Origin of the sequence: Massilia haematophila (assembly GCF_042647645.1) — a bacterium.
Classification (GTDB): Bacteria; Pseudomonadota; Gammaproteobacteria; order Burkholderiales; family Burkholderiaceae_D; genus Telluria; species Telluria haematophila.
Window position 1 is genome coordinate 3,836,897 of record NZ_JBHRVV010000001.1, and the last position, 11,569, is coordinate 3,848,465.

Consider the following 11,569-nt stretch of genomic DNA (forward strand, 5'->3'; position numbering starts at 1 on the left):
TCTTTTCAACCCACCCACCATCGCTCATGAGAAAACTGCCGCGCCTGAACATTGCCCGAAAGCTGGGCCTCCTCACCATCTGCACCGGGATCGGCATGGCCATCGTCGCCACCTGCTTCCTGGTCTCCGAGCGCAAGCTGATCCTCGAGGAGCGCGGCCACGGCGTGCGCCAGGCGGTCGAGGTGGCCAGCGGCGTGATCGAGCGCTACCGCCTGGCCGCCGCCAGCGGCAAGATGGACGAGTCCGAGGCCAAGCGCGCCGCGCTGGCCGAACTGAAGACCCTGCGCTACAGCGGCTCGGAATACTTCTGGGTCAACGACATGGCGCCGCGCATGATGATGCACCCGACCAAGCCGGAGCTCGACGGCCAGGATCTCGGCGCGATGGCCGACCCGAACGGCCTGCGGCTGTTCGTGGCGATGGTCGAGGTGGTGCGCAAGGACGGCGCCGGCTTCGTCGCCTACATGTGGCCCAAGCCCGGCGAACAGGCGCCGGTGCCGAAGGTGTCGTACGTGCAGGGTATTCCCGGCTGGGACTGGGTCATCGGTTCCGGCGTCTACATGGACACCGTCGGCGCCGTGTTCTGGCCGCGCGTGGCCTGGTTCTCGGGCGCCACGATCGTCCTGTCCGGCGTGATCATGCTGTTCGGCCTGACGCTCTCGCGCAGCATCGCCCAGCCGCTGGCGCGCGCCGTGACGGTCGCGCGCACCGTGGCGGCCGGCGACCTCACCGCCGTGATCGACGTGCGCGGCCACGACGAGACCGCGCACCTGCTCGACGCGCTGCGCGAGATGAACGGCAGCCTGAACAACATCGTCGGCGAAGTCGACCTCGGCATCCAGGCGATCGCCAGCGCCTCGGCCCAGATCGCGGCCGGCAACCACGATTTGTCGAGCCGCACCGAGCAGCAGGCCGGCTCGCTCGAGGAAACCGCCTCCTCGATGGAGCAGCTGACGGGCGCCGTCCAGCAGAACGCGGAACACGCGCGCCACGCCAACACGCTGGCCTCGAAGGCGGCCGAGGTGGCGGTGCGCGGCGGCGAAGTCGTGCAGCAGGTGGTGCAGAAGATGGAGTCGATCAACACATCCTCGCGCAAGATCGTCGACATCATCGGCGTCATCGACGGCATCGCCTTCCAGACCAACATCCTGGCATTGAACGCGGCGGTCGAAGCCGCGCGCGCCGGCGAGCAGGGACGCGGCTTCGCGGTCGTCGCCGGCGAGGTGCGCAACCTGGCGCAGCGCTCGGCCGCGGCGGCGCGCGAGGTGAAGACCCTGATCGACGATTCGGTCAGCAAGGTCGATGCGGGCAGCAAGCTGGTGAACGACGCCGGCACGACCATGCAGGAAGTGGTCGCCAGCGTGCGCCAGGTGAACAGCATCATCGGCGACATCACCGCCGCCAGCGTCGAGCAGGAAGCCGGCATCGGCCAGGTCAACCGCGCGATCGCCGAGATGGACGGCGTGACGCAAAAGAACGCCGCCCTGGTCGAGGAAGCGGCGGCCGCCGCCGAATCGATGCGCCAGCAGGCCGACCGCCTGTCCGAGGTGGTGGGCGTGTTCAAGGTCGTGGCCGGGGGCGGCGCACGTAAGCTCCCGGCCCTGGCCTGATCTCCGCACCGCGTTCGGCACCGCACCGAGCCCGGCGGCACAAGGACCCTATGATCGCCCCATGGCGATCCACATTGGCATATCCGGCTGGCGCTACGTGCCCTGGCGCGGCGTCTTCTACCCCAAGGGACTGGCGCAGGCGCGCGAGCTCGACTACGCCTCGCGCCAGCTGCCGACGATCGAGATCAACGGCTCCTTCTACTCCCTGCAGCGTCCGGAAAGCTACGCCGCCTGGTATGCGGCCACGCCACCGGGCTTCCTGTTCGCGGTCAAGGGCAACCGCTTCCTGACCCACATGCTCAAGCTGAAGGACATCGAGGGGCCGCTCGCCAACGTGCTGGCCTCGGGCGTGTTCGAGCTGCGCGAAAAGCTCGGTCCCTTCCTGTGGCAGTTTCCCGAAATGGTGAAGTTCGATCACGCGCGCTTCGAACACTTCCTCGGCCTGCTGCCGCACGACACGGAAGCGGCCCTGGAGCGCGCGCGCCAGTACCAGCCGCGCATGGAAGGGAAAGTCTCGCTGGCGATGGAGACGAAGCGCCCGATGCGCCACGCGGTCGAGGTGCGCCACGAGAGCTTTCGCGACGAACGCTTCATCGCCCTGCTGCGCAAGTACAACGTCGCCCTGGTGGTGGCCGACACCGCTGGCAAGTGGCCCTATATCGAGGACGTGACGGCCGACTTCATGTACCTGCGGCTGCATGGCGACAAGGAGCTGTATGCCAGCGGCTACGACGACGAGGCGATCGCACGCTGGGCCGCGCGGATCCGCGCCTGGAGCACGGGTGGGGAGCCGGAGGCGTGCCGGCGGGTGTCGTCGCAACCGCCGCCGAAGCGCAAGAGCCGGGATGTGTACTGCTACTTCGATAACGACATCAAGGTGCATGCGCCGTACGATGCGAAGCGGCTCATCGAAGCCCTGGGGTTGTAGGGTGGGTACTCGTACCCACCTTTCCTTACTCTTGTCTACCCCACCGCTACTCGATCAACATCTCGCCGATATCCGGCGTCCCGCCCCAATCGGCCGGATACACACCTTCACGAACATATCGATGAAATGTCGAATGCGGCCATTCCCTCACCTGCGGCACGTATCGGTGCTTCACCGGATTGAAATGGATGTAATCCATGTGCCGTTCGAAATCGACATCGTCCCGAATGCCGTGTTCCCAAAACCGCCGCTGCCAAATGGTCGACTCGCATTTGCTCTGTCGTGATTGGGTCAGTAGTCGCGGATCGTGCAGTCTTCGGCCATAGTTCGTGGACACGAAGCGCTTGATTGCGAACCAGCGTTTCGAGTAATCGGAATCGCCATCCGGTAGCGTCCAGATGCAATGCATATGATCCGGCAAGATGACCCATGCATCGATGACGAAGGGCCGGGTCGTGCGAACGAACTGGATTGCTTTTCTGAGGCTTGCGCGGAGCGCCGGATCGCAAAAGATCGGGCGGCGTCGATAGGAGACGGCCGTGAAGAAGAACGTGGAGCCCGTATGGAGGCGACGGTAGCGTGACATGGTGCGGCATCGTAGGCCGCCGGCCGAGCCCGCGCTGTGTGATTGGTCAATCGTGTGTGGGGCGTAGCGGAAACGTTGACATATGCCGGCGGTGAGAACGCGTGGGTACGAGTACCCACCCTACGAACCCCGAGCAAGCCCCATCAACCAGCAATGAACCGTCAGCGTTTATCGTGCAGCTTGATCACCCTATGCTTCGCCCCCGCCGGCGGCGTCGGCTCAGCGGGCGTCTCACAGGTATTGCAGCTGCTGCACCCGCTCCCGCAACTGCCGCCGGTATCGAGCCAGCGCACCAGCTTCGAGTCGGCGCCGCCGCGCGAGAGGCGGTTGACGATCCTGACGCGCCAGGCGGCAGGCAGGTACTTGGCGCCGATGTACACCGCCGCCACCGCGACGAACAGGCCGACGACCAGTTCCTGCCACATGATCAGCCTCCGCCCAGCGCCAGCGCGACGCGGTAGGTGATGAAGGAAGCGGTGTACGCCAGCGCGAACATGTAGCCCGCCATCATCCAGGCATATTTCGCGCTGCCGGTCTCGCGGCGTACCGTCGACAGGGTCGCGATGCACTGCGGCGCGTACACGTACCAGGCCAGCAGCGACAGCGCGGTCGCCATCGACCAGGAACCGGCGATCAGCGGGCCCAGGGTGTTGGCGACGTCGTCGCCCGAGCCGGCCAGGGCGTACACGGTGCCCAGCGCGCCGACCGCCACTTCGCGCGCGGCCATGCCCGGCACCAGCGCGATGCAGATCTCCCAGCCGAAGCCGATCGGCGCGAAGACCACCGACAGCGCGCGGCCCAGCATGCCGGCCACGCTGTAGTAGATCGGCGGGTGGGTCGCGCCTTCCGGCGCGCCCGGGAAGCTCGACAGGAACCAGAGCAGCACCATCAGCGTCAGGATCAGGGTGCCGACGCGCATCAGGAAGATGACGGCGCGTTCCCACAGGCCGATCGCCAGCGAGGGCAGGTGCGGCCAGTGGTAGGCGGGCAGTTCCATCATCAGCGGGTGCTGGCCGCTGCCGCTGCGGCGCTTCATGAACCAGGCCACGCCCATCGCGCTGGCCACGCCCAGCGCGTACAGGACGAACAACACCAGGCCCTGCAGGTTGAAGATGCCCACTTCGCGGTCGGGGATGAAGGCGGCGATCAGCAGCGCATACACCGGCAGGCGCGCCGAGCAGGTCATCAGCGGCGCGATCATGATCGTCACCAGGCGGTCGCGCGGATTCTGGATGGTGCGCGCGGCCATCACGCCGGGAATCGCGCAGGCGAACGAGGACAAGAGCGGAATGAAGGCGCGGCCCGACAGGCCGACGCCGCCCATCATGCGGTCGAGCAGGAAGGCCGCGCGCGGCAGGTAGCCGATGTCCTCGAGGATCAGGATGAAGAAGAACAGGATCAGGATCTGCGGCAGGAACACCAGCACCCCGCCGACGCCGGCGATGATGCCGTCCACGATCAGGCTGTGCAGCGGGCCTTCGGCCATGGTCGAGCCGACCCAGGCGCCGAGCGCGTCGACGCTGTTCGTGATGAAGTCCATCGGCGCTTCGGCCCAGCTGAACACGGCCTGGAAGATCACGAACATCATCGCCGCCAGGATCACCGGACCGGCGAACGGATGCAGCACCACGTTGTCGATCGTTTCCGACAGGTTGCCCTTGTCGTGGGCATGGCTGGCGCAGGCGTCGACGATGCGGCGCACTTCGCGCTGGGTCTGTTCGACCGGGACGGCGTCGATCGCGGCCAGCGGCTGCGGCTTGACGCGGGCATCGAGGTCGATGCGGTCGAGCACGTCCAGCAGCGCGCGCTCGCCGCCGGCCTGGATGGCGACGGTTTCCACCACCGGCATGCCGAGTTCCTTCGACAGGGCCGCGGTGTCGATCTCGATGCCGCGCTTTTTCGCGACGTCGACCATGTTCAGGGCCAGCACCATCGGCAGGCCGAGGCGCTGGATCTCCAGCACCAGGCGCAGGTTCAGGCGCAAATTTGTCGCGTTGACCACGCAGACGATGACGTCGGGCGCGCTTTCGCCCTTGCGCAGGCCGGCGACCACGTCGCGCGTGATCGCCTCGTCCGGCGTCTGCGCCGACAGGCTGTAGGCGCCCGGCAGGTCGAGCACGCGCAGCGCGCGCCCGGCGGGCGAAGTAAAGCTGCCTTCCTTGCGTTCGATGGTGACGCCGGCGTAGTTCGCGACCTTCTGGCGCGAGCCGGTAAGACGGTTGAACAGTGCGGTCTTGCCGCAGTTCGGATTACCCAGCAATGCGATCAGGGGCGCGCGTGTCGCCACCTGTTGTTCCATGACACCCATCGATTATTCCGGCTGAATTGATACGAGTGCGGCCTCGAACTTGCGCAGGGCGAAGGTCGACTCGCCGACTTTCACCGCCACCGGGCCGCCCGGCAGGCCGCGCTTGAGCATGCGGATGCGTTCGCCCGGCACGAAGCCCAGTTCCATCAGGCGACGCGGAACGTCGGCACCGCCCTGCGCGGTCGGCGCGAGGTGGATCACGGTGGCAGTCTGCCCAACCTTCAGGGCGTCGAGGGTGGTCAGGGTGGGAGCAAGAGTCATGGCAACGATCCGTTGATGTGACGCACTATATGTAGCGCTGATGAGACAGATACTAGCATCATAAACCTAAATGCGAATTATTTCTATTTGCAGGATCGATACGCAACAAATTCGCTTGCGTTCCCGGCCGAGTTTCAGCAGAATAGAACACGAATGAGAACGATTCTCATTATTAGACAAGCAAGCTTAATCCGGTAGCAAGGGAACTTCGATGATCGTCTGTGTCTGCAACAACATCTCCGACCGTGAAATCCGCCAGGCGGTCGACCTCGGCATCACTTCGGTGGCCGAGCTGCGCAAGGAACTGGGCCTGGGCACCTGCTGCGGCAAATGCGTCAGCTACGCCCGCGAAGTCCTGCACGAAGCCATCGACAGCAAGACGACCGTTACCGAACTGAGCTTCCGCACGGCCCAGCTCGCCTAAGCTGAGCCTATCCCCTGCCGGACCGGCGCTCGCCGGTTTCCGGCACGCCTTGACGCGCCCTTTGCTATGATTGCGTCAACATCACCACAACAAGGTAAACAATCATGAAGGGCGATCCCAACGTCATCCGGCTGCTCAACGCGCAGCTGACCAACGAACTCACCGCGATCAACCAGTACTTCCTGCACGCGCGCATGTACCGCCACTGGGGCTTCGAGAAGCTCGGCAAGAAGGAATACGACGAATCGATCGGCGAGATGAAGCACGCCGACAAGCTGATCGACCGCATCCTGATGCTCGACGGCCTGCCGAACCTGCAGGCCCTGCACAAGATCCTGATCGGCGAATCGACCCAGGAAATGTTGGAATGCGACCTGAAGCTCGAGCGCGCCGCCCAGCTGACCGTCAAGGAAGGCATCGCCGCCTGCGAAGCCGCCGCCGACTACGTCTCGCGCGACCTGCTGCTGATGATCCTGGAAGACACCGAAGAGCACATCGAGTGGCTCGAGACCCAGCTCGACCTGATCGTCAAGGTCGGCATCCAGAACTACCTGCAGAGCCAGATGGGCGAATAAATCTCATCGCACTGCACACGGAACGGCGGACCTTGAGTCCGCCGTTTTTGTTTGCACTCCGCTGCCGCTCCTGGAATTGCTGGCCTCGACCGTAGGGTGGGCGCCCCGTGCCCACGCGGTGATAGTGTGCGGCAAGATCATCCGGCACGCTATCGGAGCCGTTATCTTTCCCCGCGTGGGCGGCGCAGCCCCCACCCTACGGCTGCACCTGTTCCTGCGTCACCCACACCGGCGCCGACCACAGCACGTTACCGTCGGCCTGGGTCACCTTCGCATAATAGAAGTGCGCTCCCGGCGCCGGCGTGAAGGTCGTCGTCGCCTCGCTCGACAATTGCGTCACCATGCCGCCGCGCCCCGGCACCCCTTCCATGATCGCCACCGCCGCCACCTGCTTGCCGGCCGTGCTGGCGAAGTTCGCCACCAGGGTCAAGGGACCGCTGTTGGTAAAGCGCTCGCCCATCAGGCGGCCGTTGGCGGTCAGGACCAGTTGCGAGCCCTTGTCCATGGTCGCGAACACGCGCCGCGCCCGCACTGCCTCGACAAAGCTGGCGCGGCCCAGGGGCGTCCCGTTCGGGACCAGGATGCCGGTGCGGTTGCTGTAGGCCGTGCCCCAGTTGGCGCAGTGGTTGTCCTGGTTGGTGCTGAAGGCCACATGAAAACCCGCTTCCAGCAGCTTGTTGCAGGCCGCCTCGTAGTTGCTGCGCCGGGTCTCGCCCTCGCGGTCGTTGGTCGAGAAGGCGGTGCTGTTGGCGACTTCGCACAGCGCCATCGCCTCGTCGCCGTCGGCCGTGTAGCCGAGCGCCTGGCCATTGATGGCGAACTGGCCGCTGGTCGACGGGTGGTTGAACTGCCCGATCCAGCCGCGCTCGCGCATCAGGGTGTACATGGCCGCGTAGTCGCTGCGCGGCGTGGCGATGTCGGCCAGCAGTTCTCCTTTGCCGTTCTTTTCCCAGCCCAGCAACTGGTCGCTGTTGAAGATGTTGACGTGCCCGCCCTTGTTGATGACGCCCCACTCCATCCCGTACAGCGCCAGGAAGCCCGGGTTGGCCGCGCTGTAGGCGGCCGCGGTCTCCAGGCCCTTGCGGTAGAGGCCGGTCGCGGTAGCCGGATCGGCGTTCGCATTGGTGCCGTCCGAGCCGTCGTACATGTGGTTGTGCTCGGACGCGACCAGGATGTCCAGCCCGTGTTTGTGGGCGTAGGCGAAGGCCGCGTCCGGGCCGTATTTCGCCGTCAAAGGATCCTGGGCGCCCTTGCAATTATCCAGCTCGGCGCCGCCGTCGCTGTGGTTGGTCTGGCTGTGCAGGTTGCCGAGATAAACCGTGTAGGGCAGCGCGCCGAGTGCCGGCGCCGCCTGCAATGTCCCGCGGCCCACCGGCAGCGGCGCGAACTGCGGCGTCGCCGGACGCTGCGCCGGGCCGATCTCGATCTGCCAGCTTTGTTCGTGGACGTCATTGGAAGGCGCCACTGCCTCGGCGTCGCGGCTGCCGGCACGCAGGCGCACCTGGTAGACACCGGCCGCCAGCGGGCCGGCGTCCAGGCCCGACCAGGCGACCGGCACCGAGACCGGGCCACGGTCCATGCGTGTGCTGCCCTGCCAGCGCCGCACCACGCGCCCGCCCAGGTGGATGAGTTCCAGTTGCCAGTCGACGCGCTGGGCGCGGCGCGCATTCGGGTAATCAAAGGTCAGCGTGAAGGTACGCGCATCGGGGCGCGCGGGATCAGGCGCCCGATAAGGCGCGTGCAGGGTGGCTTCGAACTCGCTGTGCTCGTCGATGGCGGCGGAGGCGCAGCCCGACAGGAGAAAAAAGGCGAGAAGGGACGGGGAGAGGAGTGAGATTTTCATGATGCAATTTTTGCAATTGCATCAGGGATTGCCTTTGCGCTAGAGGTAGATTTTATTGCTATTTATTACACATTGTTTGACGAAAGAACAACGCTTGGCTGACGCTGCCTTTCAGCCCATCAGGCCGCACTCATTCGCCGATCCATCTGCTTCGGCGCAGGTTGATCCGCGTACAGGCGATCTGCTCCGACTAGCGTCAAATTACCGCTACCGCTGGCGCCGAGCGTCGAAGAACCAGCCGTCCCAATGGATCACAAGCCTGTCCTTGGCTTTGATGAACGCGACAGTGCAGCCGAGGTCAACGACCGTTACAGGATTAGGTAATCCAAGCTTCGAGGCGCTTGCGTGCGCCTGCTCGCGCAGGTACAGCCGAGGCTCGACACGTTCGGCCTCAAGCTCTGGCGGTAAGCATTTCCGCGTGCCGAACTCAACCCTGTCTGGCGCTATCGTAAAAACTTTTCCGACAAGCTGCTTTGCTTCTCGCTCATCGAGCGACGTTATCTCAGATGCATCGAGCGCAGCCTTCAACCGCCATTTGCCAATAACGCTACGTTCCTGGTTATCGCCAGCATGTACAGGACTTACCACGCTTGTGAAAGCAAGCGCTACGACAACTGGAAATATCGTCGTGCGTTGACGCAAGACAGAAATCAGGACAGACATATCTCCCCCCTATTTAGCAGCATTTTCTTTTTTCACGCGAAAAGGAGCACTTTCCTCTTCGCGGCGCTTGATCAACCCTGGAGCAATGACATATTTCGTCTTGCCCTTCTCTTTAACCTGAACTCTGATCATCTTCGAGATATTGGAGGCGGCGCCTTCAAAATCGTTCGCATTCACGTAGCCATACGTGCCGTTCGCGCCGGTTGGCCCTGCGTTATAAGTCAGACTGCAAAGTGCATCGAATTGGGCCTGGCTGATCGGCACCTTGATATTGCGGAGGACCGTACGTTCAGCCTCCGCCACGCGGTGCTCGAATTCCTGATCGACCATCCCGGCACTGACTTTCTTGCCGAGCTCTTCTTCTGTACAGACTCCTTTGTGGGCGAGAATGCCCGCACCCCATGTGCAATGCCCCTTGTTCTTGCCCATGTCGTTGTAGTACTTGTAGACATTCTTTTCCGTTGCCCGCATTTTCGCCCTGGCCTCGGGGCTCATCGTCATCTTCACAGCAGGTTTGCCAGCTTCAGGCTTGCCGGGCACGTCGGTCATCACATCCTCCGCAGTCGGGACAAACGTTCAATCTAGCACCGCAATACGTCGACTCGTTGAGTCCACGCAAGCGAGCTCTGCATTGAGTACTGCAACATGGCAGGCTCAACAAATATGTGGAGGAATGATGGCAATCGATGTATATCTCCAGATCGATGGGATCAAGGGCGAGTCCCAGGACGACAAACATAAGGACTGGATCGAATGCGAATCGGTGAATTGGGGACTGATTCAACCCCGCAGCGCCACGGCGTCGACTGGCGGTGGACACACCGCGGAGCGCGTCGAGGTGCAGGAAGTCACCTTCAGCAAGCTGGCTGATTTATCGTCGCCGATCCTGATGCAGACTTGCGCGATGGGCAAAACCATCCCCAAGGCAAAGTTCGAGTTCATGCGCGCCGACGGCAACGGTACGCCGGTCAAGTATTTCGAAATCGAGCTGGAAAATGTGCTCATCGGCGCAATTACCCCAGGCATCGAAGCGGGCGCGATCCTCGCTGAACATGTCAGCCTGAAGTTCTCGAAGGTGAAGTGGAAATACACGCAGCAGAAAATTGGAGGCGGCACCGGCGGCACGACGATGGGCGGATGGGATCTCGCCGCCAATAAAGTGGCCGCATAAGGCCCCCGAACGTAAAAAAAGCCCCGGCAGAATTCCGGGGCTTTTTACTTTATTCGGGTCTTTCGCCAGAGGCTTCTTTATCCTTTCAGGCCGCACTCATCCACCGATCCACCTGCTTCAGCGGCAAATTGATCCGCGCACACCCGATCTGGTCCGGCCGCACGTTCAGCTCGATCATGCGCGGGCCGTCGACGCCGATCGCCACGTCCACCCCGGCCACGTTCACGTGCGGGAAGGCCTGCAGCGCGCGCATGGCGACTTCCTGGCATTCGCGCCAGTAGGGCAGCTGCACGCCGCTGATGCGCCCGCCCGTGTCCGGGTGCGCGTCCATGGTGTCGAGCGGGTTCTTGGCGTTGGCGGCGTGGGTCAGGGTGCCGGTCGCCAGGTCGACCGGGCAGAAGATGCCGCCGCTGCTGGTGTTGTCGACCAGGCTGCCCTTGCGTCCCACGCGCAGGAAAGCGCCGGCGATGCGGCACTCGCCGCGCGCCTGATAGAGCCAGATGCGCAGGGTGTTGAGCGAATTCGGGTGGATCGCCGCCAACACCGGATGCTGCGGCAGGTAATGTTCGACGATGTAGCCGTCGCGGTTGTTGCCGGCCTTGTCCCACCACTCGGCCAGGGTGGTCACCGCGCCGCTGAAGGGATGGACGAAGACCGGCTGGCCGTCCCTTTCCTCGACCTGGAACGCGAAGAAGCCGGCGCCGCCATAGCCTTCCACCAGCTTGAAGCAGATTTTATTGCCGACCAGCTCGCGGCTCAGCGCCTCGAGGTCGGCCAGGCTGCGCAGCGACGTGCCATCGGCGCGCGCGCCGCGCTGCGGGTGGATGAAGCCGATGAATTCCGGAGTCGGCACGCCGACCAGTTGCAGGATCGCCTTTTCGATTACCTTGTGCTGGGAGCTCTTCTGGTAGGGCCGGCGGTTCCAGCGGTCGATGAATTCGTTGTATTCCTTCTTGTTGACGTGGGCCCACTTGTCGGCGAAAGGCACCGAGGTACGCCACCAGCGCGCCTGCAGGTAATAGCCGGGGCCGATGCGGCGCACCAGGAACAGGGCCGTCATCTCGGCGAGCTGGCGCCAGAACGGCAGGTAAGGCTGATCGGCTTTTCCGGCGCGCAATTGCGACCAGGCGCGCTGTATGTCTTTAATGACTTGCATTCACAATCCAGTGTTCGTCAACTCGGCGCGAAGGCCTCGAAATT

Annotated in this window: 13 protein-coding genes; 5 read left to right on the forward strand and 8 right to left on the reverse strand. The window is 63.9% G+C overall.

The window, feature by feature from the left end; translation table 11 throughout:
- Nucleotides 1-26: 26 nt before the first annotated feature.
- Nucleotides 27-1,610, forward strand: coding sequence for a methyl-accepting chemotaxis protein (locus ACFOPH_RS17020; protein WP_312551062.1), 1,584 nt, complete (start codon nucleotides 27-29; stop codon nucleotides 1,608-1,610).
- A gap of 61 nt (nucleotides 1,611-1,671) precedes the next feature.
- Nucleotides 1,672-2,538, forward strand: a complete 867-nt coding sequence (locus ACFOPH_RS17025; protein WP_379736575.1) for a DUF72 domain-containing protein — start codon at nucleotides 1,672-1,674, stop codon at nucleotides 2,536-2,538.
- 46 nt (nucleotides 2,539-2,584) lie between these two features.
- On the opposite strand, the gene ACFOPH_RS17030 is transcribed toward ACFOPH_RS17025, so the two are convergent.
- The 4 genes from ACFOPH_RS17030 to ACFOPH_RS17045 all read right to left on the reverse strand — a co-directional run bounded on the left by ACFOPH_RS17030 (nucleotide 2,585) and on the right by ACFOPH_RS17045 (nucleotide 5,693).
- Nucleotides 2,585-3,124: an REP-associated tyrosine transposase gene (locus ACFOPH_RS17030; RefSeq protein ID WP_312551066.1), complete on the reverse strand. Its 540-nt coding sequence runs from the start codon at nucleotides 3,122-3,124 to the stop codon at nucleotides 2,585-2,587.
- 161 nt (nucleotides 3,125-3,285) lie between these two features.
- The gene (locus ACFOPH_RS17035; protein ID WP_312551068.1) at nucleotides 3,286-3,549 is read right to left on the reverse strand and encodes a DUF6587 family protein; all 264 of its coding nucleotides are present in this window, start codon (nucleotides 3,547-3,549) and stop codon (nucleotides 3,286-3,288) included.
- Nucleotides 3,550-3,551: 2 nt separating this feature from the next.
- The gene (feoB, locus tag ACFOPH_RS17040) at nucleotides 3,552-5,432 is read right to left on the reverse strand and encodes a ferrous iron transporter B (RefSeq protein ID WP_312551069.1); all 1,881 of its coding nucleotides are present in this window, start codon (nucleotides 5,430-5,432) and stop codon (nucleotides 3,552-3,554) included.
- Between the two features lie 3 nt (nucleotides 5,433-5,435).
- Nucleotides 5,436-5,693 (reverse strand): FeoA family protein, encoded by a 258-nt coding sequence (locus tag ACFOPH_RS17045; protein ID WP_312551070.1) that lies wholly within the window; start codon nucleotides 5,691-5,693, stop codon nucleotides 5,436-5,438.
- A 211-nt stretch (nucleotides 5,694-5,904) separates the two neighbouring features.
- Between ACFOPH_RS17045 and ACFOPH_RS17050 the strand changes: the two genes are divergently transcribed.
- Nucleotides 5,905-6,117 (forward strand): (2Fe-2S)-binding protein, encoded by a 213-nt coding sequence (locus ACFOPH_RS17050; protein ID WP_379736578.1) that lies wholly within the window; start codon nucleotides 5,905-5,907, stop codon nucleotides 6,115-6,117.
- Nucleotides 6,118-6,221: 104 nt separating this feature from the next.
- Nucleotides 6,222-6,692 carry a bacterioferritin gene (bfr, locus tag ACFOPH_RS17055; protein WP_312551072.1) on the forward strand — a complete coding sequence of 157 codons (471 nt, stop codon included), beginning with the start codon at nucleotides 6,222-6,224 and terminating at the stop codon, nucleotides 6,690-6,692.
- Between the two features lie 196 nt (nucleotides 6,693-6,888).
- Here bfr and ACFOPH_RS17060 read toward each other — a convergent pair whose 3' ends face one another.
- The 3 genes from ACFOPH_RS17060 to ACFOPH_RS17070 form a co-directional block, all read right to left on the reverse strand.
- The gene (locus tag ACFOPH_RS17060; protein ID WP_379736580.1) at nucleotides 6,889-8,535 is read right to left on the reverse strand and encodes a CehA/McbA family metallohydrolase; all 1,647 of its coding nucleotides are present in this window, start codon (nucleotides 8,533-8,535) and stop codon (nucleotides 6,889-6,891) included.
- Between the two features lie 207 nt (nucleotides 8,536-8,742).
- Nucleotides 8,743-9,198, reverse strand: coding sequence for a hypothetical protein (locus ACFOPH_RS17065; protein WP_312551076.1), 456 nt, complete (start codon nucleotides 9,196-9,198; stop codon nucleotides 8,743-8,745).
- Between the two features lie 9 nt (nucleotides 9,199-9,207).
- Nucleotides 9,208-9,747 (reverse strand): lysozyme, encoded by a 540-nt coding sequence (locus tag ACFOPH_RS17070; protein WP_312551078.1) that lies wholly within the window; start codon nucleotides 9,745-9,747, stop codon nucleotides 9,208-9,210.
- A 127-nt stretch (nucleotides 9,748-9,874) separates the two neighbouring features.
- Between ACFOPH_RS17070 and ACFOPH_RS17075 the strand changes: the two genes are divergently transcribed.
- A complete protein-coding gene (locus ACFOPH_RS17075; protein ID WP_312551084.1) occupies nucleotides 9,875-10,369 on the forward strand; it encodes an Hcp family type VI secretion system effector in 495 nt (164 codons plus the stop codon).
- An 85-nt stretch (nucleotides 10,370-10,454) separates the two neighbouring features.
- Here the strand turns inward: ACFOPH_RS17075 and ACFOPH_RS17080 are convergent, their stop codons facing one another.
- Entirely contained in the window at nucleotides 10,455-11,525 is a 1,071-nt protein-coding gene (locus ACFOPH_RS17080; protein ID WP_312551080.1) for a sugar-transfer associated ATP-grasp domain-containing protein, read from the reverse strand.
- Between the last annotated feature and the right edge of the window lie 44 nt (nucleotides 11,526-11,569).

What these genes read in the sequence shown, in the direction of transcription:
- ACFOPH_RS17035 (WP_312551068.1), bottom strand. Translation starts at nt 3,549, where the DNA reads ATGTGGCAGGAACTGGTCGTCGGCCTGTTCGTCGCGGTGGCGGCGGTG.
- ACFOPH_RS17080 (WP_312551080.1), bottom strand. Translation starts at nt 11,525, where the DNA reads ATGCAAGTCATTAAAGACATACAGCGCGCCTGGTCGCAATTGCGCGCC.
- feoB (WP_312551069.1), bottom strand. Translation starts at nt 5,432, where the DNA reads ATGGGTGTCATGGAACAACAGGTGGCGACACGCGCGCCCCTGATCGCA.
- ACFOPH_RS17065 (WP_312551076.1), bottom strand. Translation starts at nt 9,198, where the DNA reads ATGTCTGTCCTGATTTCTGTCTTGCGTCAACGCACGACGATATTTCCA.
- ACFOPH_RS17050 (WP_379736578.1), top strand. Translation starts at nt 5,905, where the DNA reads ATGATCGTCTGTGTCTGCAACAACATCTCCGACCGTGAAATCCGCCAG.
- ACFOPH_RS17060 (WP_379736580.1), bottom strand. Translation starts at nt 8,535, where the DNA reads ATGAAAATCTCACTCCTCTCCCCGTCCCTTCTCGCCTTTTTTCTCCTG.
- ACFOPH_RS17075 (WP_312551084.1), top strand. Translation starts at nt 9,875, where the DNA reads ATGGCAATCGATGTATATCTCCAGATCGATGGGATCAAGGGCGAGTCC.
- bfr (WP_312551072.1), top strand. Translation starts at nt 6,222, where the DNA reads ATGAAGGGCGATCCCAACGTCATCCGGCTGCTCAACGCGCAGCTGACC.
- ACFOPH_RS17020 (WP_312551062.1), top strand. Translation starts at nt 27, where the DNA reads ATGAGAAAACTGCCGCGCCTGAACATTGCCCGAAAGCTGGGCCTCCTC.
- ACFOPH_RS17070 (WP_312551078.1), bottom strand. Translation starts at nt 9,747, where the DNA reads ATGACCGACGTGCCCGGCAAGCCTGAAGCTGGCAAACCTGCTGTGAAG.
- ACFOPH_RS17025 (WP_379736575.1), top strand. Translation starts at nt 1,672, where the DNA reads ATGGCGATCCACATTGGCATATCCGGCTGGCGCTACGTGCCCTGGCGC.
- ACFOPH_RS17030 (WP_312551066.1), bottom strand. Translation starts at nt 3,124, where the DNA reads ATGTCACGCTACCGTCGCCTCCATACGGGCTCCACGTTCTTCTTCACG.
- ACFOPH_RS17045 (WP_312551070.1), bottom strand. Translation starts at nt 5,693, where the DNA reads ATGACTCTTGCTCCCACCCTGACCACCCTCGACGCCCTGAAGGTTGGG.